The sequence below is a fragment of the Rubrobacter taiwanensis genome (assembly GCF_004337705.1).
In the GTDB taxonomy this organism is placed as follows: domain Bacteria; phylum Actinomycetota; class Rubrobacteria; order Rubrobacterales; family Rubrobacteraceae; genus Rubrobacter_C; species Rubrobacter_C taiwanensis.
Window position 1 is genome coordinate 167,414 of record NZ_SKBU01000006.1, and the last position, 24,751, is coordinate 192,164.

Genomic DNA, 24,751 nt, shown 5'->3' on the forward strand with positions numbered 1-24,751 from the left:
CTCCTGCAGAAGAATGGCTTACTCGCCTTCCGGCAGCTCGCCGGCGGCTATGGCGGCCAGAGCCTCGACGGCCGCCCGGGCGTCCGGCCCCTCCGCCCGGATCTTTACCCTATCATCCTTCTTCACCGCGAGGGTCATGAGCTTTAGAGGGCTCTTGGCATTCGCCGTCTTGCCGTCCTTCTCCACCTCGATCTCCGAAGCGAACTGCTTGGCCGTCTTCACGAAGACCGCCGCCGGCCGGGCGTGTATGCCCTCCTCATGCCCTACAACGACCTCCCGTTCCACCATACCTGCCTCTCCTTCCGGTACATACGAATCTCGGCAGAGGGATTCTAACCCGCCCGCAGCCTCCGAGACAGGGCCGGACCCCCGCCCTAGAGAAGTAGGGTAATATCTCTAAGGGCAGGGAAAACGATACCGGGAGGAAAGTTGCCGAAGCTGGAAGTGGAAGGGTACGGCACGTTCGACGTGCCGGAGGGCAAACGGCTGGTCAAAGCGATAGAGGAAGACGCCGGGGTAGATATCCTGCACCGCTGCGGCTCCTACGCCAAGTGCACCACCTGTCGCATCGAGTACCTGGACGGGGAACCGGAGAAGATGACCAGGGCCGAGCTGGAGGTGCTCGAAGCCCGCGGCCACCTGGGGGACTTCCGGCTCTCGTGCCAAGCGGTCTGCGACCGCGACATGCGGGTGCGGGTCCTGATGACGGTCAGCTCCACCGGACTGGACGGCCCCGGCCCCGAACCGGCGGACGAGATCACGCCCGAACCCGAGTGGGTGGACAGACCGTACTGACCGGCCGTTGAGCGGCCCGTAAAAAGAATTTAAGATACAAGGCGCCGGGCAGGGAGCGCAGAGAAGGAAGGCGGCATGACGGACTTCAGAGGAAGCGGCGGCGAATCCCGGACCTCTCCTCCGGCGGCGTTCGAGGCGTGGTCGCGGTGGTTGCGGCAGAACACGGGCGAGGCCGCGGCGCGGCCGGGTGCGCCTGCTCTGTGGCCGGTCCCTGCCGGGGAGGGCGGTGGGTTCCCCCCGGCTCAGGACCCGCTGCTGTGGGCCGTGCAGAAGCTGTGGGACGCTCACCCGTTGCGCAACATACTGCCGCTCAACTGGGCGGAGATCATTCGCGCGCTGCAGGTTCTGTGGATGCGGGAGATGAGCGACCCGGTGCGGGCCACCGAGCGGGCGCTAGAGTACAACCGCCGCCTCTTCGAATCCACGCTGGAGGTGTGGAACGAGGCGACGGCCCGTTTCTGGGGGCTGCCGCGGCAGAAGCGGGAGGGGAGATCGGACAGACGCTTCTCCGCGCCGGAGTGGGAGAGCAACCCGTTCTACCAGACGCTCAAGGAGAGCTACCTTTTGGCCTCGGAGTACCTGCTCCGGGAGGCCGAGGAGACGGCCGACGACCGGGAGACCGAGGAGCAGCGGCGTCTCAGGTTCCATCTCAAGCAGTTCGTGGACGCGATGGCCCCGGTCAACTTCCTCCTGACCAACCCCGCTGCGCTGCGGCGCATCGCGGAGACGGGCGGGGCCAGCCTCGCGGAGGGGGTCCGCAACTTGCTCGCGGACATCCGGGAGGGGCGTCTGAGCATGACCGACGCCACCGCCTTCGAGGTCGGGGAGAACCTGGCGGTCACGCCGGGCAAGGTCGTCTACCGCAACAGGCTCATCGAGCTCATCCAGTACGAGCCCCGGACCGGGCGGGTCTACGAGGTCCCGATCCTCTTCATCCCGCCCTGGATCAACAAGTACTACATCCTGGACCTCCGGCCCGAGAACAGCATGGTCCGCTACCTGCTGGAGCAGGGCTTCCAGGTGTTCATGATCTCCTGGAAGAACCCGGACGCCTCGATGGAGGACACCGCCTTCGAGGACTACATGACGCTGGGACCGCTGGCCGCGGCCGGGGTCGTAAGAGACATAACCGGCTCGGAGAAGATCAACCCGGTCGGCTACTGCGTCGGGGGGACGCTGCTCGCGGTGACCCTCGCCTACCTCGCCGCCGGAGAAGGCGAGAACCCCTTCCACGCGGCCACCTTCATGGTCGCCCTGCAGGACTTCTCCGAGGTCGGCGACACCGCGGTCTTCATAGACGAGCCCCAGATAGAGTTCATGGAGCAGCAGATGCTGGAGCGGGGCTACCTGGACAAGCAGGACCTGGCGAACATGTTCAACCTGCTGCGGGCGAACGACCTGATCTGGTCCAACATCATCAACAACTACCTGCTCGGGCAGAAGCCGCCGCCCTTCGACCTGCTGTACTGGAACTCCGACGGGACCCGCATGGCCCGCGAGGCGCACAGCTTCTACCTCCGGAACACCTACCTGGAGAACAACCTCGTCAAGCCGGGCAAGGTGGAGATCGGGGGGAGGCCCGTAGACCTGGGCCGGATCACGAACGAGATCTACGCCGTCGGGGCCGAGAGAGACCACATAGTCCCCTGGCGCTCGGCCTGGAAGATCAGCCGGCTCGCCGGCGGCCGGACCCGGTTCTGCCTCGCCTCCAGCGGCCACATCGCCGGGATGATCAACCCGCCCTCGAAGGGCAAGGGCCGCCACTGGGTCAACGAGAGCGGCGACGCCGGAGACTTCCGCACCGCCGAGGAGTGGCGCGAGAACGCCACCGAGAAGGAAGGCTCCTGGTGGACGGACTGGACGCTGTGGCTTGCGCCCCTCTCCGGCGATAAGATCCCCCCGCCGCCCATAGGCAGCGAGAACCACCCGCCGATAGAGGACGCTCCCGGCACCTACGTCCGGGAGAAGTAGCAGCCCCGGCCGCGCACCCGCCGGGGGCATGCGGTTAGAATACGGGGGCTTCGTCAGCAGGCCGGCGGAAGGAGAGAAGCTTTGCTCAAGAAGGTCCTGGTAGCCAACCGCGGGGAGATCGCCATCCGGGCTTTCCGGGCGGCGTACGAGCTGGGCATCCGCACCGTAGCCGTCTACACCCCCGACGACCGGGGCTCCCTGCACCGCCAGAAGGCCGACGAGGCGTATGAGATCGGGGAGGCGGGGCACCCGGTGCGCGCCTACCTGGACATAGAGGAGCTGGTGGCGACCGCAAAGCGGGTGGGGGCGGACTCCGTCTACCCCGGCTACGGCTTCCTCTCCGAGAGCGCGGCTTTCGCCGCGGCGTGCGCGGAGGCCGGGCTCACCTTCGTCGGTCCTCCGCCGGAGGTGCTCTCGCTCACCGGGGACAAGATGCGCGCCCGCCGGGCGGCAGAGGAGGCCGGGATCCCGGTGCTGCGGGCCTCTGACCCCGTCTCCTCCCCTGAGGAGGCGCTCGAAGCGGCCGAGCAGATAGGCTACCCGGTCTTCGTGAAGGCCGCCGGCGGCGGCGGCGGCCGGGGTCTGCGGCGGGTGGAGCGCCCGCGAGAGCTGCCCGGAGCGGTCGAGACCGCGATCCGGGAGGCCGCGGGGGCGTTCGGAGACCCCCGGGTCTTCCTGGAGCAGGCCCTCCTCAAGCCCCGGCACATCGAGGTGCAGATCCTGGCCGACGGCACGGGAGAGGTCATTCACCTCTACGAGCGGGACTGCTCGGTGCAGCGGCGGCACCAGAAGCTGATCGAGATAGCCCCCGCGCCCAACCTGGACCCCGCGCTGCGCGAGCGGTTGTGCGAGGACGCGGTGAGGTTCGGCCGGCAGGTCGGCTATCTGAACGCCGGCACCGTAGAGTTCCTGGTCGGCGAGAGCGGAGAGCACGTCTTCATCGAGATGAACCCCCGCATCCAGGTCGAGCACACCGTGACCGAAGAGACGACCGACGTGGACCTGGTGCACGCGCAGCTCCGGATCGCGGGCGGCGAGACGCTGCGGGACCTCGAGCTGCGCCAGGAGGAGATAAAGCAGCGCGGCGTGGCGCTGCAGTGCCGGGTTACGACCGAGGACCCGGCCCGGGGCTTCCGGCCGGACACGGGCAAGATCTCGGTCTACCGCTCCCCCGGCGGAGCCGGCATCCGGCTCGACGGCGGCAACGCCTTCGCCGGGGCCGAGATCTCACCCTACTTCGACTCGCTCTTGGCCAAGCTCACCGCCCGCGGTCCCACCCTCACCTCCGCCACCCGGCGCGCCCGGCGGGCGCTGGCCGAGTTCCGGGTGCGCGGCGTGGCGACCAACATCGCCTTCCTCAACGCCGTGCTGAACGAGCCGGACTTCCTGGAGGGGAGGACATATACCAGCTTCGTGGACGACCGGCCCCACCTCACCTCCGTCTCCACGGGCCGCGACCGCGCCAGCCGCCTGCTCTCGCTGCTCGCCGACGTGACCGTCAACCGGCCGCACGGCGAGCCGCCCCCGGTGCCCGACCCGAGAAAGAAGCTCCCGCCGCTGCCGGACGGAGACCCGCCCCCCGGCTCCCGGCAGCAGCTGCGGGAGCTGGGCCCCGAGGGCTTCGCCCGCTGGCTGCGCGAGAGGCAGCAACTGCAGGTCACCGACACCACCCTGCGCGACGCCCACCAGTCTCTCTTGGCCACCCGGCTGCGCACCTTCGACATGCTCGCCGCCGCGCCCCACATCGCCCGCATGCTCCCCGAGCTCTTCTCCGCCGAGGTCTGGGGCGGAGCCACTTTTGACGTGGCGCTGCGCTTTCTGCACGAGGACCCGTGGGAACGGCTGGAGCGCCTGCGGGAGGCGCTGCCGAACATCTGCCTGCAGATGCTCCTGCGGGGCCGCAACGCCGTCGGCTACACCGGGTACCCGGATGATGTGGTGCGCGCCTTCGTCGAAGAGGCGCACGCCGCCGGCATAGATATCTTCCGCATCTTCGACGCCAACAACGACATCGACCAGCTGCGCCCCGCCATAGAGGCGGTCCGGGAGGCCGGAGCCGTCGCCGAGGGCGCGCTCTGCTACACCGGCGACCTCTCGGACCCGCGGGAGGATCTCTACACCCTGGACTATTACATGCGGCTGGCCGGGCAACTGGTCGAGGCTGGCTCGCACATCCTGTGCATCAAGGACATGGCCGGGCTCCTGAAGGCCCCCGCGGCCCGGAGGCTCATCGGGGCGCTCCGGCAGGAGTTCGGGCTGCCGGTGCACCTGCACACCCACGACACCGCCGGCGGCCAGCTCGCCACCTACCTGGCCGCCGTGGAGGCGGGCGTGGACGCCATAGACGGAGCGGCGGCCCCGCTCTCGGGCATGACCAGCCAGCCCAATCTTTCCGCCATAGTCGCGGCCACCGACCACACCGAACGGGCTACCGGGCTCTCCCTGGAGGCTCTGGGAGACCTTGAACCCTACTGGGAGGCGGTCAGGAGCCTGTACGCGCCGTTCGAGGCGGGGCTCAGGTCCCCGACCGGGACGGTCTACCGGCACGAGATCCCGGGCGGCCAGCTCTCCAACCTCAGGCAGCAGGCGCTGGCGATGGGGCTCGCCGACCGCTTCGAGGAGGTGGAGCGCCTCTACGCCCGCTGCGACGAGCTGCTCGGGAGGATAGTGAAGGTCACCCCGACCAGCAAGGTCGTCGGGGATCTGGCCCTGTACCTGCTCTCGGCCGGCATAGAGCCCGAGGAGCTCGAAGAGAGGCCGGGCGACTACGACCTGCCGGATAGCGTCATAGGCTTCCTGCGCGGCGAGCTCGGCACGCCCCCGGGCGGCTGGCCGGAGCCGTTCCGCACCCGGGCGCTCGCAGGCCGGGTTGAGGCGGCCACGAACGGCGGGATCTCGGAGGCGGACCGGAAGGCTCTCGAGGGGGAAGACCGGCGGGCGGCCCTCAACCGCCTGATGCTCCCCGGTCCGGCGAAGGAGTACGAGTCCAACCGCGAACGGTACGGAGACGTCTCGGTGGTGCCGACGCGGGCGTTCCTCTACGGGCTCGAGACCGGAGAGGAGCTGGCCGTGGACCTGGAACCCGGCGTGAGACTCTATATACAGCTCGAAGCTATGACCGATCCGGACGAGCGCGGCATCCGGACGCTCATGCTCACGATGAACGGCCAGCCGAGGCCCGTAGACGCCCAGGACCGCTCGCTCAAGCCCGAAACCCCGGCCCGGGAGAAGGCCGACCCGAACGATCCGGCCCACGTCGCAGCCCCGATGACCGGCGTGGTGACGATCTCGGTCGAGGAGGGGGCGCACGTGGAGGCCGGACAGCAGATCGCAACCATAGAGGCGATGAAGATGGAGTCCTCCATCAGCGCTCCGGCGGCCGGCGTGGTGCAGCGGGTCGCTGTGCCTTCGGGCACGAACGTGGAGCCGGGAGACCTGCTGGTCGTGCTAAAGCCCGCTTGAACCGGCGAACCCTCAACCTGCTCGCGCTGGGTGTGGCGGTCGGCGGGGCGGCCGCCGCACTCATCACGGGCCTGTGGCGTTCCGGGCTGCTGGGACTCTCCCTGGGACTGGCAGTGCTGCTCTACGGTATCGGGGCGGCGCTCTACGGCCAAGACCGGGCCGCAGGATGGGTGCTGGCGGCCGTGGGAGCACTGGTCACCGCCGGGCACGTCATCCAGCTCCTACTCCCGCGATAACGAGTAGCGGCCGTCGGCGCGGCGGGCCGCCACGAAGAGCACGTCCGAGAGGCGGTTGAGGGCCTTGAGGGCCTCCGGATGAGCCTCCGGCAGGCCGGCGGCGACCGCCGCACGCTCGGCCCGGCGGACCACCGCCCGGGCCACGTCCAGGTGCGCCCCGAGCTTCGTCTCGCCCGGCACGACGAACTCGCGCGGCAGCGCGGTGCGCGCCTTGAGCTCCTCCAGCCTCCCGTCCAGGGCGCGCACGTCCGCCCCGGCCACCTGGTTTGGCTCCTCGGGCATCGCCACATCCCCCATGATGCGGTACATGAGCCGCTGGAGGCCCAGGAGCAACTCGTTCAGCTCGCCCTCTCCCGCCTCCGCCCGCGCCAGCCCGATGAACGCGCTCGCCTCGTCTATCTCGCCGAGCAGGGCTATGCGCGCATCCGCCTTGGAGAGCCGCCCGCTCCCGAGCAGCGTGGTGGTGCCATCGTCGCCGCGCCGGGTGGAGACCCGGGGATTCCTCTCGCTCATGGCCTCTCCTCTCGCTCAGACCACCTGATAAAATCTTCCGCGCAGCCATCATGAAGGTCGAGATCACATTCCCTCTCAGCCCGGCAGGCGTTCTCCGCAAGGCCGCCACGATAGCCTCGCGGCATTCATCTTACCGGATCTCGCGCACGGGCGGTGCCGGGCGCGCCGCCGTGGAGCTGGAGCTGCCGGAGGACTGGCAGGAGTTCGACCGCCTCAGGCGGCTGCTGCGCTCCGAACGCGCGGTGGAGTACGCGGCGGACGGGGAGCGCGTGCCGGGCGACGAGCTGGCCGCCGGGCTGCGGTGTTTTCTGCGCAAGCAGCGCGCCGGGACGCCGGAGAAGGACTGGTGCACGCCGCCCTTCCTGCACGACCGCCAGATCTTCCCCTGCAAGAAGATCCACATCTACGACAACGACCGGCCCACCAGCAACTCCTGGTACGCCTTCGGGGAGATGAAAGACGGGGTCTTCGAGGTGGACAAGGCGGCGATCTCCGAGCGGGTGCTGAGCGACCTCGGCCCCTGCGTCCGGTGCCCCATACTGGACCTGGACAACATAGCGGAGACGATCGCCCGCCTCCCGGAGCACATAGATCCGGCCCGGGATCCCGCCTGGACCTACCGGGGTTCGGACGGAGTCGCCAAAGCGCTTACGGGAGATGAAGACGAGCCGGACGGCGAGAGCCTGCTGGAGCGCCTGGCGCGCACCGTCCGCTCCGGCAGCCCGGGAGCAGTAGGAAACGCCGTGCGCGGGACCCCCGGCAGCCGCAACGTCCCGGCCACCCGTTACGCAGACGTCGGCGGCATGGAGGACACGATAGCCCTGGTGCGGGAGGCGGTCGAGCTGCCCATAACCCACCCCGAGATCTTCAAGCGGCTCAAGATCCGGCCGCACAAAGGCATCCTCTTCTACGGCCCGCCCGGCACCGGCAAGACGCTCCTGGCCCGCGCCGTGGCGCACGAGAGCGGAGCACACTTCATCGCCGTCTCCGGGCCGGAGATCCTGAACAAATTCTGGGGCCAGAGCGAAGCGAAGCTCAGGAGCATCTTCGCCGAGGCGAAGGCCAAGTCGCCCTCGATCATCCTCTTCGACGAGATAGACTCCTTCGCCTCATCCCGCGACATGATGAGCGAGAGCTTCGAAGCCACCCTGGTCTCCCAGCTCCTCTCCCTAATGGACGGGATGAGCGACCTGGGACGGGTGTGCGTGATCGCAACCACGAACCGCCCGGAGGCCCTGGACCCGGCGCTGCGCCGCCCGGGCCGCTTCGACCACGAGATAGAGATAGGGCTGCCGGACCGCAACGCCCGCCACCACATCCTCAAGATCCACACCCGCGGCATGCCGCTCGCCGACGACCTGGACCTGGAAGCCGTAGCCGCCCTGACCCGCGACTACTCCGGAGCCGACCTCGAAGCCCTGTGCCGGGAAGCGGCGCTGGTGTGCATGCGCCGCTCGCTGAACCTGCAGGACTACACCCGCCGGTTCTCCAGCCACCAGCTCGCCGCACTCTCCATCACCGCCTACGACTTCCGGGCCGCCATGAAGCGCGTCCGGCCCAGCGTCCGCCGGTAGGCTCTATACGGATGTCCGGGTAAACACCCGCCGCTGAGCAGCACATGCCGGCCGGTAACCGGAATGGAACAAATATTTAGCTTTATCTAAAAAAATTTTTTACCTACTCTTACAATTCGTCTGAGATTCCGGTAAGATAGTTTTGGAAGGCGGCCGTCCGGCTCAGCTTAGAGACAGAGATCCCACTCCTTTCCTCGCCGGGCCGGGCGGTTCCTTCTTTTTCGTCAGCTGTTGCCGCGCACCAGGCGGAAGAAGACCTCGTCGAAGGACGGTTTAAGGATATCCACGGAGCGCACGTCGGCGCCGTTGAGGGCGGAGAAGACCTGGGGCATGGCCACGTCGGCATCGTCCACGATCAGGCGGGCGTGGCTGACGGGTCCCTCTGCGGCCTCTTCGTCCTCCCTGACCTCTACCACGTGTCCGATGTCCTTGAGGAAGGAGAGCGACCAGCTCACCTGTCCCGGCTCTCCGCCCAGGGTGAGCTCCAGCACCTCGCCGCCGAACGCCTGGCGCCGGAGTTCGTCTGGGGTTCCCAGTGCGGCGAGCGTGCCGTTTGCGAGGAAGCCGACGCGATCGCAGCGGGCGGCTTCGTCCACGTACTGGGTGGTCACGAAGAGGGTGCGGCCCTGCTCGCGCAGCTGCACGAACTCGTCCCAGAAGCGGCGGCGCAGGATGGGGTCTAGACTGGCGGTGGGCTCGTCCACGAAGAGGAGCCGGGGCGAGTGCACGATGGCCGCAGCCAGCTGCAGCCGGCGCTGCATCCCGCCGGAGATATTCCCTGCGGCCTTACGCCGGTGCTCCCAGAGCTCCACGAACTCCAGGGCTTCTCTGACCTTGCGGCGGCGCTCGAAGAAGCTCAGGTCGTAGAGGCGGGCGACGAAGTTCAGGTTCTGTTTCACCGAGAGGTTCTCGTAGAGCACGAACTTCTGAGGCATCACGCCCAGGCGGCGGCGTTCCTCGGTGCCGAACTTCTCCGGTGGGCGGCCGAAGACCCTCACCTCTCCCTCGGTGGGCTTCAGGTAGCCGGTGAGCGTTCTGAGGAGGGTGCTCTTCCCTGCGCCCGAGGGTCCGATAAGGCCGAAGATCTCGCCCTCTTCCACCCGAAGGTCGATGCCTCTGAGCACGGTGGTCCCGCCGAAGCGCCGCACCAGGTTCTTCGTCTCGATGACCGGCATCAGATCTTCCTCCGGCGCATCAGGAGCCAGGCGAGGGCGAAGGAGACGAGTGCTATGGCGGCGAAGCCGCCCAGGTCCCAGGGCGAGATGGCGGTGCCGCGCAGCATGGTGTCCTGCAGCGCCCGGATACCGTAGGTGGCAGGCAGAAAGTGCGAGATGCCCTGGGCCGGCTGGGTCATCTCCTCCAGCGGGAAGAGGAACCCGGCGAAGAAGCCGCTCGCGATGAGGTGCAGCATGGCGAGCTGGATAGCCTGCAGCTGGCTGCGGGCCAGGGCCGAGAGCAGGAACCCGAACCCCAGGGAAGCGACGGTGAGCAGCACCATCACGGCGGCCACCATCAGGTAGCTGCTCTGCACCGGGATGTTCAGGGAGTAGATCAGGGCCGCCGCCACCGCCAGGTTCACCGCCAGCACCATCCCCGCGTAGGTCAGAAACTTGCCGGACAGGATCTCCCCCGGTCCCAGAGGGGAGACCTCGAAGAACTCGTACGCCCCGGAGGTGCGCTCGCGCACGATCGCCAGCGAGGCCAAGCTGATAGCGATGTGCTGGATCAGGATCCCCAGCACCCCCGGCACGTAGAACTCCACCACCTCAGGCTCGAAGGCGACCAGGTTCTCCAGCTCCAGCCGGAACGGGTTCACCAGCACGCTCGGCGGCACGTCCGGCACCTCTCCGATGCTCGCCCCGAGCTCCGAGAGAGCCCGCTCCAGTTCCAAGGCTCCGGTGCGGGCCTTGATCTCCTCCGCCCCCTCCTTCTGCGCTTCCCGGAACTCCTGCACCAGCTCCCGGGCCTCGCGCGTCCGGTCTATGGCCGTTCCCAGCTCTTCACTCGGCCCCTCCGCCTCGTTCTCCAGGACTATTAGGGTGCTCTCCAGGCTGGTCAGGGCGGTGTAGAGCTCGGCCGTCAGCCCCTGCGCCTCCTCGGAGGCCAGCGCCTCGGCCGCGGCGTTTATCTGCGCGGCGATCTCGTTGATCTCCTCGAACTGCCGCCGGGCCTGGCGCAGGTTCTCTATCTCCCGTGTGACCCCGGCGCGCACGATCTGCTGGTTCAGGTCCAGCACCAGCCCGTTGGCCCGGTTCGGCACCGTCGTCCCGAAGACCGGGTTTATGGTGGCGTAGTGGACCCGCAGCACGGCCTGTTCGCCCTGCAGCACGGTCTCCGAAGGCTCCGGAGGGATAATGATAACCGCGTCTGTCTCGCCCCGGCGCAGGAGGGCATCGGCCTCCTCCACGCTGCGCAGCACGCCCTGGAACTGCGTCCGGACGGTAAACCGGTCCCGGTACTCCCGGAAGAGCTCCTCGCCCTCGCTGCCCTCCTCGACCACCACCACCGCGCGCGGCAGGATGTTCTCCGTCTGGAAGCTGAGGGCGAAGGCGACCATGATCAGGACCGGCCCCAGCAGCAAGAGCAGCAGCAGCTGCGGCTGGCGGACAAGATCCCAGAATTCCTTGACGGCCACGGCCCTCGTCCGGGACCAGGAGCTGAGAATCCTCATACTACGCAAATGATATCTCCCGGACGGGGGTCTGAGCAGCCTCTCCTAGCCCCCCACCGAGCGCACTGCGGCGCGCCAGAACGCCCGGTTCTCGCCCGGCTCGAACGGCAGGTAGAACGCCACCCGCCCGATAAGCCCCTCGTACCGCTCCCGCACGGCGGCCCCCAGCTCGTCCGGAGCGGCCTCGACCGCGAACGCCGCGAGCATCTCGTCCGAGACGAGCTTCGGCATCTCCTCCCACTTCTTGGCGGCCGCGAGCTTCGACAGCTCCTCCCCCACTCTCTCCCAGCCGTGCACCTCCAGCACGACGCGGTACGTCGGGGTGGAGGCGTAGAAGGCGAGCTGCGCCCGCATCCTCTCCCGCTGCCGCTCCGCCTCCTCTGAGCTCTCCCCGGTGATCACGAAGACGCTGGTCGCCAGCTCCACCTCTCCGGTGCTGCGGCCCGCTTTAGCCGCTCCCTCCTCGACCGCCGGGAGCACAACCCGCCGCACGTACTCCGGGCTGTGGAACGGGTGGACGTGGAAACCCTCGCACGCCTCGCCCGCAAGCCGGCAGAGCCCGGGGTTCACGCCCGCGATGTAGACGGGGATCTCCGGGTGCTCTATCGGGCCGGGGTTGAAGAACGGCGTGATGAGCGTGTGCCGGTAGAACTCGCCCTCATACTGCAGCGGCTCGCCGGTCTGGAAGGAGTGCCAGATCGCGCGCAGCGCCCCCAGGTAGTCCCGCAGCCGGGCGACGGGCCGGCCCCACGGCATGGAGAAGCGCCGCTCGATGTGCGCCCGGACCTGCGTGCCGAGCCCCAGTAGGAGCCGCCCGCCGGAGAAGTCCTGCAAATCCCAGGCGAGCTGCGCGGTCACCATCGGGGAGCGGGAGAAGGCTATGGCGACCGAGTTGCCGAGCTGTATCCTGCGGGTGTGCTCGGCCGCAAGCGCGAGCGGCAGGAAGGAGTCGTGCTTCGTCTCGCTCGCGAAGAGCCCGGCGAAGCCCAGAGACTCGGCCTCCCGCGCCGCCTCCGCTATCCGGGGCAGGTGCTTGCCCTCGACCGCGAGCCCGGCGTCCAGCTTCACGGCACCAGCACCACCTTGCCGGAGGTCTCCCGGCCCTCCAGCGCCCGGTGTGCGTCCGCGGCCTCGGCTAGCGGCACGGTGCGGTCCACGCGCACCTCGAGCTCGCCGGCCTCTATCCAGCGGAAGAGGTCACCGGCCCGCCACAGCAGCTCGTCCCGGTCCAGCGTGTAGTGCGCAAGCGAGGGCCGGGTCAGGAAGAGCGAGCCCTTGCCGTTCAGAACCTGGGGGTCCAGCGGCGGCACGGGCCCGCTCGACTGCCCGAAGAGCACCATGTACCCTCGCGGGCGCAACACGTCGAGTCCGCCGCCGAAGGTGCTGCGGCCGACCGAGTCGTAGACGGCGTGCACGCCCTCGCCGCCGGTGAGACGCTTCGTAGCGGCGACGAAGTCCTGCTCGGTGTAGCGAATGATCTCGTCCGCCCCCGCCTCCTTCGCCAGCCGGGCCTTCGCCTCGGTGGAGACGGTCCCGATCACGTACGCTCCCCGCTTCTTTGCCAGCTGCACCAGCAGCAGCCCCACCCCTCCGGCGGCCGCGTGCACTAGCACGCTCTGCCCGCTCTCCACCGGGAAGGTGCTGTGCGTCAGGTAGTGGGCCGTCATGCCCTGCAGCATCACCGCAGCGGCCACCTTCAGGTCCACCCCGTCCGGCACCGGGACCAGCCTCCACGCCGGGACCACCGCTCTCTCGGCGTACGCCCCCGGGCTCATCGCCCAGGCTACGCGCTCCCCTTCTCCTACCTCTTCAACACCCTCGCCGACCGCCTCCACCACGCCCGCGCCTTCGAGCCCGAGCGTGTGCGGCAGCTCCACCGGGTACTGCCCGGTGCGCTGGTACACGTCTATGAAGTTCACGCCCGCAGCTTCCAGCCGCACGCGCGCCTCGCCGGGACCCGGCTCCGGGACGGGAATGTCCTCGTAACGCATCGCCTCCGGACCGCCGGGCTCGTGCACTCGAACAGCCTTCAAAGCCTCACCCCCTGCCTCTCTGTGACACCTCCCCTATCCTACCCCATACCGGAAGAGCGTTCGTGCAACGATGAACCCGTTCCGCCTGCATATGCCCCGGGCTCTCAGCTCGTCCCGGCGCAGACGGGCGGCCTGCGCCCGTCCCAGGGCCGCGCCTCTTCAAGCCGGGCTGCGAGCCGGATCAGGGTAGCCTCCTCGCCGAAACGAGCCACGAGCTGGATACCCACCGGGCCGCCGCTCCCGGTGGTCATCACCGGCAGACTCATCGCCGGCTGCCCCGTCATATTGAACAGCGCCGTAAAGGGAGCGTGCCGGAAGATCTTGTCGTACCAGTCCCTCGCGCCGAGATCCGGATCGTCGGCGTCGAGCAAGCCGAGCGGGAACGTCGCATGAGCGAGCGTGGGCGTAAGGAGCACGTCGTAGTCCAGGAACCAGCGTCCCATGGTCCGTGTGATCTGGTTCTGAATGGCCTCAGCCTCCAGCATGTCCAGCGCCGTGAGGCGGTTCCCGGCCTCAGAACAGGCGAGCGTGGTCGCTTCGAGGGTCTCCGGCGACGGCCGGTTGCCGGTCAGCCGGCCATAGGTGGCGACCGCACCCGCCAGGAAGGCGAACCAGATCCGCGAGTTGGCCCGGTCGAAGGCCTCAGCGTCGAGATCCGGGGAGGCCTCCGTTACGTCGTAGCCGAGCTCTTCGAGCAGCGCCGCCAGCCCTTCGACGGCCCGGACGCATTCGGCATCGACCGGCACACCGGACCACGCTTCGGTGGTGAAGGCGACCCTCAGTTTGCCCGGCGCCTCGCCAACTTCCCGGGCGAACGGGCGGCCCGGGGGCGCGGTGTAGTACTTGTCACCTATACCGGGTCCGTGAACAGCATCCAACAGCGCCGCACAGTCCCGAACCGTGCGGGTGAGTACGAACTCAACCGCGGCCCCGTTTAGCGCCTCACCGAAATCCGGGCCGAGCGGGACGCGTCCCCGGGTCGGTTTGAGTCCTACCAGACCGTTCACGGCCGCCGGTATACGGATAGAACCGCCGCCGTCGTTGGCGTGGGCAACCGGCACGGCGCGCGCCGCTACCAGTGCTCCGGAGCCGCCCGAGGAACCTCCCGCGCTGTGAGCCGGATTCCACGGGTTCCGGGTGGGGCCGGTGAGCACGGACTCCGTAGAGGCGTTGAAACCAAACTCCGGCGTCGCGGTGCGCCCGAGGGTCGCCAGTCCCGCGCTCCTGAAGCGGGTCATGAGATCCGAGTCGTAAGGGAACGTGACACCCTCTCCCGTCATGCGGCTGCCCGAGCGGCTCGGTACTCCCTCGGCGTGCAGGACGAGGTCTTTGATCAGGAAGGGAACGCCGGAGAACGGGCCGCTCTCCTTATGGGCCAGGGGTTCCTCGAACGGCTCACCGACGAGGGCATTGAGCTCCCTGTTCACCGCTTCGATCGCCTGCAGAGCCGCCCGCTGCACCTCCCCCGCCGATACCTGTCCGGAAGAGATCAAACACGCCAAGCCGGTGGCATCATGCTCCACGTACTCAGAGACTCGCATTCCGGGACCTCCTCAGATCCGAGGGCTCACGTCTTCCTTCCTGCACTCCGCCGGCCGGGTTCAGATGAGAACCTCAGCCATCTCGTCTACCAGGGTGCGCTGAAATTCCAGGACCCGCCGAGCCGGCTGCTGGGCCGAGAAGAGCTCCTCGAAGGGGTCCTCCACGGGAGTACGCACGCCGCTCAGCTCCTCGACCACCGCCAGCCCGCAGAAGGGTACGGTGGACTCGGCGTACCCCCCCTCATGTACGGCGACCAGCCGCCCGCCGCACAGCTCTTCAGCGGCCCCCATCAAGAGCCGGGTCATCTGCCGGTAAGACTCGCCGTAGAGCATCTGGCGCGCTAGAGGATCGGCGGCGTTGGCGTCCAGGCCACTGGCGATGATGATCAGGTCCGGCCCGAAGCGCTCCAAAACGGGCACCACGATGCGGCGCATCGCGTAGAGATAGGTCTCGTGCCCGCTCCCCGGCGGCAGCGGCACGTTCACGTTATACCCTTCTCCCGCCCCCGCACCGCGCTCCTCCACGCCCCCGCCACCGGGTGGGAAGCAGTTCTCCTGGTGTATGGAGACCGTGAGCACGTCCGGCCGCTCGTAGTAGATCTCCTGCGTCCCGTTGCCGTGGTGGACGTCCCAGTCCACCACGGCAACCCTCTCCACTCCGTGCTCGGCCCTCGCGGCCTCTATGGCCACGGGGATGTTGGCCAGAAGGCAGAAGCCCATCGCAGAGTCGGGCAGACAGTGGTGTCCCGGAGGCCGGGAGAGCGAGTAGGCGTTGCGCAACGCTCCGGAGAGTACGTCGGAGACAGCACGTTTGGCAAGCCCGGCAGAGAGCTTCGCTATCTCATAGCTGCCCGCTCCGAAGGGAGCAAAGAGCCCCTCCTCACCACCACCAGAATCGCTGGCAGCCCTGAAACGTTCCAGATAACTCCGGGTATGCACCCGCAACAGGTCTTCCTCCGCCACCTCAGGCGCAGAGAGCTGGATTACCTCGGCACCCAGGAGGCCCGAGACGTCCAAAAGGGCCTTAAAACGGCGTTTGGTCTCGGGCGACTCTGCGTGACCGCCTCCGGCAGGCGGCTGCAACCACCCTCCTACCGGCATCACGAGCACCGCCTCACCCGTGGTGTGCCATAGACACCGCTCATCATGATAGAAGGCCGTTCGTTCGCTCATCCCACTCCTTCCTTTCACCACACTCCCCACCCAGCAGGAGCACATCCCCCCGCCCACTCCCAGCTAACGGCCCCGCAGCTCTGCGCCAAACACCCCGCAATAGCCGACCGCTATAATGTATACATTATCCAATGATGGGGGATCAGTCAAGCAGCACTGTCGGGTTCACGCGCACCTGTCTACGATCGTGTGGCGGCCCTGTCTCATCTGAGGGGATTCGCTTCTTCGATCCGGCGGGATTTGGGCTCCCGCTGGCAGCACGAGGAGCCGATCGTTCAAACGTCTACGCGCGAGAAATCCTGATGCTGGACGACGGTGAGTTCGCATGGGGCGCCGGGCATGACGAATTTTCCGTCGGCGAGCCTTGAGAAGGGACTTGCAGGTTGTGACGGCGCAGTGGTCAATGATGGCGATTCACCCTCTCCTGGTTCCTGGCGATCGCCGTGCCCGTGGGAAGGTGAACGGCTGCAGGTGGGTGTGCAACTGCTATCTGCAGCGCCAAGGAGCATCTTTGGCGTTCACCCGAAAGAGTGGGCGATAAACTCATGGCACCAGGACCAACTTACCGAAGAAGGATTTACTTCTGAAATCCTCTTGAGCACGCTTGATCTCTGACAGCGGGTAAGTGCCGGCAAGGAGCGGCTGAACCTTGCCTTCCTCTATATATCCGATCATGTCGACGAACTCCTTGCGAGTACCAATGGTCGAGCCGATCAATTCCAGGTGCTTGAGGTAGAGGGTTCTGAGGTCGAGCTGCACCATAGGGCCTGCGATGGCACCTGCGGTAACGTAGCGGCCAAGAGGTTTGAGAACTCTTAACAGGTCGGAGAAGGTCTCGCCACCCACCACGTCTGCCACCACATCGACCGGATGGCCGCCGGTGATACCGGCGACAGTCGAGGACAGATCGGACACACCCCGGGAGATCACGCCTTCCGCACCCAATTCACGCGCCCCATCTTCCTTACCCTCCCCCACCAGAGCCAGCACCCTCGCGCCGCGCAGACGAGCCAGCTGCAGCAGGGCTGATCCCACTCCTCCGGAGGCGCCCGTTACGAACACCGTTTCTCCACCTACCACTCTCGCTCGGTTGAGCATGTGTTCGGCGGTAAGGTAGGCGGTGGGAAATGTAGCGAGCTCTTCATCGCTCAGAGGGGCATCGATAGCGATTGCGTTTTCGGCAGGCACGGCAACATATTCAGCAAATCCACCATCTCGCTCGCTACCGATAAGGGCTGCATTTATTAGCCCCTCTTCTCCTTCACCGCAGCGAAGAACAAAGTCAACGATTACGCGCTCACCTATCCGGGATTTGGGGACACCATCGCCGACCGCTATGATCCGCCCCACAATATCCATCCCCTGTATACGTGGGAACTCCATCTGTTCCCCACGACGCCATCCTCCAGTAGCTTGTGGATCATCCTCGGTCCCGTAAACCCCTTCTCGGGTCCAGAGATCCGTGTTGTTCACTCCGGCAGCGCCGACTCGGATTAGCACCTCGTCTCGACCGGGCCGGGGAACGGGTATGTCCTCCCGATATTCGAGCTTCTCAAGTCCACCGTAGCCGGTGAGCAGGACCGCTTTCATGGAAATTGATTTTCTCCTCTCCAGACTTGATACTAGGTATATCTTCTATTAGGGAGCATCTCTGAAGCCTGTATAGTTGCATTACAAGCAACAAGCTCTAACACTTATTTTTACTACTGTATTCTTAATCTGTGTGTAGTTTTCAAGCGCTACTAATCCTCTCTCGCGGCCATAACCACTCAGTTTGTAGCCTCCGAAAGGAGAACCTATACCACCCGAGAAGTACTCGTTGATCATCACGTAGCCAGCTTGAATCTCGCTCGCGAAGCGAAGTGCACGATCGATGTTGCGTGTAAAGATGCCTGCAGCCAGCCCGTAACTGGAGTCGTTCGCAATATCTATAGCTTCGTCTTCGCCATTAAAAGACAGCGTGACCAGCACAGGACCGAAAATTTCCTCCTGCGCGATGCGCATGCCTCTCTCTACCTTGTCGAAGATGGTGGGCGCAACAAAGTATCCTTTCTCGAACCCCTCGGCGCATCCTCCGATGAGCATATGTGCACCCTCCTTTTGTCCTGTGTCTATGTAGTTCAGGACGCGCTCGAAATGTTCGGCAGATACTAGAGGTCCCATATCTGGGTCATCGATTCCTGCACCAAGCTTTATTGCTCGCGCGTTCTCTATCACCTTTTTCAGGAAGGTCTCTCTTATCGAGTCTTCAACCAGCAACCGGGAGCCTGCATCACAGTACTGTCCCGCGTTCGAGAAGAGGCCTTTTGCAACCTCGTTTGCGGCCAGCTCTAAATCGCAGTCCGCAAAGACGATCTGCGGGGATTTTCCGCCAAGTTCCAGTACCACCGGTTTTACGTGCTCAGCTGCAGCCTTGAGTACCGCACGCCCAGTCTCTACGGAACCGGTGAAGGTGATGGAATCTATCCCCGGGTGTTCGCTGAGGGCTTTGCCGGCATCCTCGCCGAAGCCAGCCACGACGTTGTAGATGCCGGGAGGAAAATCCAGCTCGAGAAACACTTCGGCGAATTTGAGGGCAGTAAGGGGCGTCTGCTCGGCGGGTTTGACCACCGCGGTGTTGCCGGCCGCCAGCGCAGGGGCGAGACTCCGGCAGACCATGCTCAAGGGCGCGTTCCACGGCACGATGTGGGCGGTTACCCCGAGCGGTTCGCGAACCGTGTAGTTCAAGTAGTCCGGCCCCAGCGGAATGGTCTCACCGTGAATCTTGTCGGCGGCGCCTGCGTAATAGTCGAAATAGCGGACGCAACCGGATATCTCGCTTCGGGAGTGCTGGAGAGGCTTACCCGTGTCCAGCGTCTCCAGTTCGGCGAATTCATCCAACCTGGATTCAAGAACCCGCGCCACGCGGTAGAGGAGCCGAGACCGATCTTCAGGAGTGAGGCGCCGCCAGGGGCCGTTGAAGGCTTCCCTGGCGGCGCCCACAGCGTCGCCGACATCTCCCGCTGTCCCTCGGGCTACGGTTGCGATCACCTCTTCCGTTGAGGGATCCACAACTCCGAAGGTCTGACCGCTACGGCTGGATGTCCACTCGCCTCCGATAAAGAGGCGGTCACGAATCTCCGGCATTTCTGGGTTTCTCAAGCCAGGTCCGTCTCACCCGATCGAAACATCTGCACCATACCCTCCTCATCTCCCGGCGGAACTTGATCTATCCCGACCATTTTGTCGACAATCATGTTTTGGTAGCGATGGAGGGTTTCTTCGAACTTGTAGCACATCCGGCCTCCCCGGTATGCCGGATTGGAGATCCCCTCCTGCACCCGCTCGACGATCTCAATGTCTTGGAGGTTGACAAGGTCCCAGAAGCGCATAAGTTGATTGAGTTTCTCTTCTGCGTCGGGGTCTTCCAAGGACTCTGGATGAGAGAGGATAACAGTCTTTTCTAAAGTTTGATCCGGTCCCACAGGCTTTGCAACGATAACGAAAGCGTGATTCGGCAGCACGGAGATGGCGGTGTTAGGGAACAGCAGAGCAAAGCGCGCGCTCACGGCATCTTCCTCACTCAGAGAACTGAGCGGAGGAAGCCCCTGCCACCCACCAGCCTCACTATTCTGTGAGATCGGTGTTGTACAAAATCCAGAGTACATCCCCGGTCCTTGCCAGCGATAGTGGTCTTCCATACGAGAAACCTTCACAAGCTCAGGGTGTACCCATGGCAAGTGATAGTATTCCAAGAAGTTCTCCCCGACGAGCTTGTAGTTCGCGGCTACATGGTAGCCCTTCTCCCGCACAACCCGCCACTCATCCAGCCGGTGCCCGGAGAGACGCTCTGGCAAATCACCGAGTTGCTTGGCGAGGGGTTCAGCTTCGGTATCCAGGTTAACGAAGACCAGGAAGCCCCAGTTCTCCACCCTGACGGGCAAGAGTCCATAATCAGCTTTATCGAACGCTTTGACACCGCTCATGTCGAAAGCCACCTGAGCTTCCTTCGGAATATCCGAACCTTCGAAGAGGGGCGTGCCCAGACACCGACCTTCGAGATCATAAGTCCAGCTATGGTAAGGACATCTTATTCTGTTGTTGCGCACCATACGGACATCATCATCGAGCAGCTTGGCGGCTCGGTGGCGGCAGACGTTGTGGAAGGCCCTAAGTTTACCTTGCTTGTCTCTGGCAACGATGATCGAACGTCCGGCGACCTCAGCGACGATCACCTGCCCCGGCTTCTCTACCTGAGAGGCAAATCCGACCACGACCCAGCTCTTAGCGAACACCCTCTCCCGCTCAATCTCGAAGAACTCGTGAGAAGTGTAGGCGTCGGGGATGAGAGTCACCGCCAGGTCTACCGGAGCTCGGGTGTGCCTGTAGGTCTCCTCCTTGATGTAGGCTTCGGGCGGTATGGGCCGAGGATTGAGCCGTGCATAAGGATCGACGCGACTAATGGTCATATCTCCTCCCTTCCGAATCGCTTTGGACCTTTGCAATCGAGAACTCCAGTTCCATCAGAGCAACCTTTCTTCATAAGGGTAGAGGGAAAGCATTACCGAACCCTCTGTGGTGATCCAAACCTCATCTTCCAGCTTCACCCCATCCTGCTCGCCCACTTTTCCTGCGTAGAACTCCACGCTCACTACCATGTTCTCCTTGAACTCCCCATCTAGCTTTACGGCTCCGGGATCATCGGGATACGGGAAAAACGGCGACTCATCGTCCATGCCTACGCCGTGCAACACGAACGAGTAGCGTTGCCCCCTGTAGGCATCCGGGTATTTGGGAAGGGTCTCAGCAAGCTCGGCGTAGCTCAGTCCGGGCTGCAGCCGTCCGGCAAGCTCATGGATGAACTCATGAGCTACCCTATAGGCCTCCTTCTGCACCGACGTCGGATTCTCCCCGCACAGGAACGTGCGTGAGATGTCGCAGACGTAGCCTTCGGGCCCTGTCATATCGGTGTCAAAAGCCACAAGGTCTCCGGGACGTACCAGCTTGCTGCCTGCCTCGTGGAACCATGGGTTAGTCTTGTGCCCCGTGGAGAGAAGCCGCGAGAAGCAGTGCTCGCCACCCAAGGAGAGCATCTTGTGATAGAAGACACCCAGTAGTTCGTGCTCGCTCACTCCGGGACGGATAGACTGCTCTAGATCGTACAACGCAGCCTCGCAGACAGCGGCAGATTGCTTTAGAAGCTCGATTTCATCCGCGGTCTTGATGATGCGTGCTGCTTGTAACGGGTCATCAGCATCTGCAAGCCGAAGCCCTAACTCCCTGAGTGCTGAGAAGCCATGGTAATCGAGGCAGTCTACGCCGAGCTTGGCATCAACTACACCCCACTGCCGAAGAACGTCTTTGATCTCTGCTGCCCACTCACCCGAGCGCTCTGCAGCCATCTCCTCGGCGAAGCGTGCCTGCCAATAATGAGCACTTCTCACATCAGAAAAGAACTCCTCAGCGCGAAACTTCGCCCGAGCGTACTCGAAGACAACCGGACTTCCCTCGGCAGGTGCCAGTACGTAGTGGGCGAGGTTAGTAGCCGACCACAGCGGCATCACGCTAATGCCGGTTACGTAGCGGATGTTTATAGGATCTGTCAGGAGAAGGGCTCCTACATCTCGAGCTCGCATCTCCACCTGCACCTTGCGAAGCCGGTCACCGCGGAGCCGTTCGAGGTCCACCCCCCGCTCCAGTAAGGTGTTCGTCTGGCCCAGAGTTCGACGATCTTTCGGGATCGTAGTCCGTCTTGCCCCTGTTTCTATCCGCAGGGAATCTGTCAAGGATCTGTCCTCCTATCACGTTCGTCCAGTGTTAGCAGAGAAGCGCGCATCATCAGGCGTGAAACGTCTTCTCAAATGTGCGATCGGTGATGGCCCGGCGTGTGAGCTTGAAAGGCTCGATAGGACAAGTAGAGAAGCCGTCCAGCGCGAGTTCCGACAAGATCCGACCAATAAGGCTAGCAAATTTATAGGCGTGCCCGGCTCCGATGGCCACTGAAATCTGAGGATGTTCCGGTAGCGTATCTATGACGAAGTTCTGGTCCGGTGGAATCGTGTACGGGCACGTCTTGGTGTAGAGCTCTGGTCCCAAGAATCCGGGTATATGTCGGCTCAGGAAGTTGCGGTACCGTTCCTTGCGGACTGGGTCAGGCTCAAAAGTTCTGGTCTCCGGTGTTACCTCGTGTCCTCCCATGTGTTGCCCCAGCTTGGTTGCCACCTCACCGTAGACGGGGAACCCATAGAAGTTGTGAGCTCCATGCCACATGAAGACGGGAAAGCGATCCGGCGCAAACTCACGTAGATTTGGTGTGGAATAGTAGGTTATCTGCTCTTGGGTTATAGTCAGTGGTATCTGTATATCGATCTCCTTGAGTACCTGGTTTGTCCACATGTCGCATGTGACGATAACGTGGTCGGCGAGGAAGGTGTCATGGTCTGTGATGACCTCAACTCCCCCTCCACTCGGACGTATAGCTTTGACTGGTGTCTCCTCCAGAATATCCGCCCCCCGTGCCCGTGCTAGGGCCACATGGGTAGCGTTAGCGCGGCGGGCATCTACAATTCCGGTATCTTTTTGGTAAATGGCTCGTTCAGTACCCTTCAAGCGGAACTGTGGCCAACGCCTCATCAGCTCATCTGGCTCTAACACCTCATAGTCGAAGCCCTGCTCCTTGAAAGTCGCCACATACCCGTCAACGTTCCGAGTCCCGACTCTGGCCGGATCCCGCTCGTCCGCAGCTTCTATAACTAGGCCGCCGGTCTTGATCACAAGGCGCTGTCCCGATTCTTCCTCTACCTCGCGCCAGGTTTCGTAGGCCTGTGGGGCGAGGACGGCGTACTCAGACTGGTGCTGAGCCAGCCGGATGATGCGGGAGTGATCCTGGGAAGCACCGCGTTCGTGACCGAGCTTGAACTGCTCGATGCCAAGCACCGAGGATCGCATTCTACGAGAGAGCCAGTAGAGTGTGGCGGACCCAAGACCACCGCATCCAACAACGATTGCTCCATAGCAGTTCATCATGCTCCTTCTATTCTGTCCTGATGTGTTCCTGCGTTCCGCGTTGGCCGCGCCATCATAGGTCGCAGGCACAGATATAATGGATTCAGCGCCCCGGCATCGCTTTATCGGGATGCTCCATGCCCCTCCGTTACGCTACCCCCATCCTGGGTCGTAGCCGGAACGGCAGGTCGCTCCGGCAGGACTTCTGCCAAAACTGCCTTATACAGAGAGGCGGCTAAGCCAATCAGAAGGATCGTGAACGGCACCCCCGTTATTATGGCTACCTGCTGCACGGCCTCAAGTCCGCCAGCCAGAAGGAGAACCACTGCGAAAGAGGCTATAAAGCTTCCCCAGATGACCTTGACCATCGCCGGAGGATTCTGGTGTCCGTTACTCGACAACATCCCGAGAACGAAAGATGCCGAGTCTGCCGAGGTTATAAAGAACGTAGCGATCAGGATCATGGCCAAAACAGAGACAATAGTCCCCAGAGGAAACTCATTCAGAGTAACGAAAAGGGCCGTGGAGATGTTCTCCGACACGGCGGCTGTGATGTTTCCTCCACCGAAGAGATCCAGGTTCAACGCCGAGCCTCCCAAAACGGAGAACCATAGAAAGCTTAACAGGCTCGGCACGACCAGCACTCCTATGACGAACTCCCGGATCGTCCGCCCTTTGGAGACCCGAGCGACAAAAGTACCAACCCACATCGACCATGTCATCCACCACGCCCAGTAGAAGAGAGTCCAGCCCTGCAGCCAGGCATCCTCCTGCACGAAAGCCCCTGAAGTGAAGCTCATCGTCACGAAATTCTGTATGTAATTGCCCAACGTTGCCGTAAAGACATCCAGCATGAAGATCGTGGGGCCCACGATGAGCAGGAAGAGCATGATCCCCATGAAAAGAGTCATGTTGATATGGCTGAGATACCGAATACCGCGATGCAGCCCCGATACCGCCGAAGCTACGAACACCGCCGTCACCCCGGCAATGATCAGGATCTGCACGGAGGTGCCCTCCGGAACACCGAACAAATAATTTGTCCCGGTATTGATCTGCAGAGCCCCTATCCCGAACGATGTCGCAACGCCAAGGGTAGTGACGAAGATGGCTAGGACGTCTATGGCTTTTCCTATCGGCCCGTCGACCCTATCTCCCAGCAGCGGATAGAACGCCGTACTGATTAAACCCTTCTTGCCCCGGCGAAAGGTGAAGTAGGCGATAGCAAGGGCGACCACTCCGTATATCGCCCAGGGATGCAGCCCCCAATGGAAGAAAGTGTATTGCATGGCCATCCTACCAGCCTCCATCGAGCCCGGCTCGGCCATGCCGAGTGGCGGAGCGGAGAGATGAGACATGGGCTCGCCGACACCATAAAAAACAAGACCGATCCCCATCCCCGCGCTGAACAGCATGGCAAGCCATGCCGCAGTGCTAAACTCCGGTCGGTCGCCGTCCTTTCCCAGCCTTATCCTCCCGAAACGGCTGATGGCCAGAAAGAGCATGAAAACGATAAACAGCGTAGTAGCTATCAGGTATACCCACCCAAAGGTCTCAGTCACGAACGATAACGCTGCCGCGTTGAACGCGGCCAGACTATCCGTAAAAAACACACCCCACACGACAAATAAGGTGGCGAGCATTACCGAAGCATAGAATACTGCCCCGACCCGGACCCTAGCCTCTCGCTGCATCTTCATCAAACCCTTTCCCCTTCATTACGTGAAGGCCCTGAGTTTTCTCTCTCACCACAGACGACTCTAGCACCGGCAATTTTTCTGGTCCAATATATTTTTAA

General features: G+C 64.0%; 19 protein-coding genes. 5 read left to right on the plus strand and 14 right to left on the minus strand.

Annotation, left to right across the window (positions count from 1 at the left end; all coding sequences use genetic code 11):
• Positions 1-18: 18 nt before the first annotated feature.
• Positions 19-288: an HPr family phosphocarrier protein gene (locus E0L93_RS03100; protein WP_132688323.1), complete on the minus strand. Its 270-nt coding sequence runs from the start codon at positions 286-288 to the stop codon at positions 19-21.
• A 141-nt stretch (positions 289-429) separates the two neighbouring features.
• Here E0L93_RS03100 and E0L93_RS03105 point away from each other — a divergent pair, with 141 nt between their 5' ends.
• From E0L93_RS03105 to E0L93_RS03120, 4 genes are all read left to right on the plus strand, one after another.
• Positions 430-795 carry a 2Fe-2S iron-sulfur cluster-binding protein gene (locus E0L93_RS03105; RefSeq protein ID WP_132688325.1) on the plus strand — a complete coding sequence of 122 codons (366 nt, stop codon included), beginning with the start codon at positions 430-432 and terminating at the stop codon, positions 793-795.
• Between the two features lie 75 nt (positions 796-870).
• Positions 871-2,766, plus strand: coding sequence for a PHA/PHB synthase family protein (locus tag E0L93_RS03110; RefSeq protein WP_132688328.1), 1,896 nt, complete (start codon positions 871-873; stop codon positions 2,764-2,766).
• 81 nt (positions 2,767-2,847) lie between these two features.
• A complete protein-coding gene (locus tag E0L93_RS03115) occupies positions 2,848-6,228 on the plus strand; it encodes a pyruvate carboxylase (protein ID WP_132688330.1) in 3,381 nt (1,126 codons plus the stop codon).
• A complete protein-coding gene (locus E0L93_RS03120) occupies positions 6,225-6,464 on the plus strand; it encodes a hypothetical protein (RefSeq protein WP_132688332.1) in 240 nt (79 codons plus the stop codon). The genes E0L93_RS03115 and E0L93_RS03120 overlap by 4 nt, the downstream gene beginning before the upstream one ends.
• On the opposite strand, the gene E0L93_RS03125 is transcribed toward E0L93_RS03120, so the two are convergent.
• The gene (locus E0L93_RS03125; protein WP_132688335.1) at positions 6,450-6,977 is read right to left on the minus strand and encodes a cob(I)yrinic acid a,c-diamide adenosyltransferase; all 528 of its coding nucleotides are present in this window, start codon (positions 6,975-6,977) and stop codon (positions 6,450-6,452) included. The two genes, E0L93_RS03120 and E0L93_RS03125, sit on opposite strands and share 15 nt — an antisense overlap.
• Positions 6,978-7,027: 50 nt before the next feature.
• Here E0L93_RS03125 and E0L93_RS03130 point away from each other — a divergent pair, with 50 nt between their 5' ends.
• Positions 7,028-8,551, plus strand: coding sequence for an ATP-binding protein (locus E0L93_RS03130; RefSeq protein ID WP_207890298.1), 1,524 nt, complete (start codon positions 7,028-7,030; stop codon positions 8,549-8,551).
• Positions 8,552-8,775: 224 nt separating this feature from the next.
• Here the strand turns inward: E0L93_RS03130 and E0L93_RS03135 are convergent, their stop codons facing one another.
• The 12 genes from E0L93_RS03135 to E0L93_RS03190 form a co-directional block, all read right to left on the minus strand.
• A complete protein-coding gene (locus E0L93_RS03135) occupies positions 8,776-9,726 on the minus strand; it encodes an ABC transporter ATP-binding protein (protein ID WP_132688337.1) in 951 nt (316 codons plus the stop codon).
• Positions 9,726-11,222 (minus strand): ABC transporter permease, encoded by a 1,497-nt coding sequence (locus E0L93_RS03140; protein WP_132688340.1) that lies wholly within the window; start codon positions 11,220-11,222, stop codon positions 9,726-9,728. The genes E0L93_RS03135 and E0L93_RS03140 overlap by 1 nt, the downstream gene beginning before the upstream one ends.
• A gap of 45 nt (positions 11,223-11,267) precedes the next feature.
• Positions 11,268-12,290, minus strand: a complete 1,023-nt coding sequence (locus E0L93_RS03145; RefSeq protein ID WP_132688342.1) for a TIGR03617 family F420-dependent LLM class oxidoreductase — start codon at positions 12,288-12,290, stop codon at positions 11,268-11,270.
• Positions 12,287-13,255 carry a quinone oxidoreductase family protein gene (locus E0L93_RS03150; RefSeq protein ID WP_132688344.1) on the minus strand — a complete coding sequence of 323 codons (969 nt, stop codon included), beginning with the start codon at positions 13,253-13,255 and terminating at the stop codon, positions 12,287-12,289. The genes E0L93_RS03145 and E0L93_RS03150 overlap by 4 nt, the downstream gene beginning before the upstream one ends.
• A gap of 104 nt (positions 13,256-13,359) precedes the next feature.
• Positions 13,360-14,796 carry an amidase gene (locus tag E0L93_RS03155; RefSeq protein ID WP_132688347.1) on the minus strand — a complete coding sequence of 479 codons (1,437 nt, stop codon included), beginning with the start codon at positions 14,794-14,796 and terminating at the stop codon, positions 13,360-13,362.
• A 60-nt stretch (positions 14,797-14,856) separates the two neighbouring features.
• A complete protein-coding gene (locus tag E0L93_RS03160; protein WP_132688349.1) occupies positions 14,857-15,969 on the minus strand; it encodes a class II histone deacetylase in 1,113 nt (370 codons plus the stop codon).
• A gap of 543 nt (positions 15,970-16,512) precedes the next feature.
• A complete protein-coding gene (locus E0L93_RS03165) occupies positions 16,513-17,559 on the minus strand; it encodes an alcohol dehydrogenase family protein (RefSeq protein WP_132688351.1) in 1,047 nt (348 codons plus the stop codon).
• Positions 17,560-17,640: 81 nt separating this feature from the next.
• On the minus strand, positions 17,641-19,095 hold the full coding sequence (locus tag E0L93_RS03170) for an aldehyde dehydrogenase family protein (protein WP_132688354.1): 1,455 nt from the start codon (positions 19,093-19,095) through the stop codon (positions 17,641-17,643).
• A gap of 11 nt (positions 19,096-19,106) precedes the next feature.
• On the minus strand, positions 19,107-20,417 hold the full coding sequence (locus E0L93_RS03175) for an aromatic ring-hydroxylating oxygenase subunit alpha (RefSeq protein ID WP_132688356.1): 1,311 nt from the start codon (positions 20,415-20,417) through the stop codon (positions 19,107-19,109).
• A gap of 54 nt (positions 20,418-20,471) precedes the next feature.
• Positions 20,472-21,635: a M24 family metallopeptidase gene (locus E0L93_RS03180; RefSeq protein ID WP_132688358.1), complete on the minus strand. Its 1,164-nt coding sequence runs from the start codon at positions 21,633-21,635 to the stop codon at positions 20,472-20,474.
• Between the two features lie 151 nt (positions 21,636-21,786).
• Positions 21,787-22,974: an N-methyl-L-tryptophan oxidase gene (gene solA, locus E0L93_RS03185; RefSeq protein ID WP_341539372.1), complete on the minus strand. Its 1,188-nt coding sequence runs from the start codon at positions 22,972-22,974 to the stop codon at positions 21,787-21,789.
• Between the two features lie 101 nt (positions 22,975-23,075).
• Positions 23,076-24,653: a glycine betaine uptake BCCT transporter gene (locus E0L93_RS03190; protein ID WP_243638095.1), complete on the minus strand. Its 1,578-nt coding sequence runs from the start codon at positions 24,651-24,653 to the stop codon at positions 23,076-23,078.
• Between the last annotated feature and the right edge of the window lie 98 nt (positions 24,654-24,751).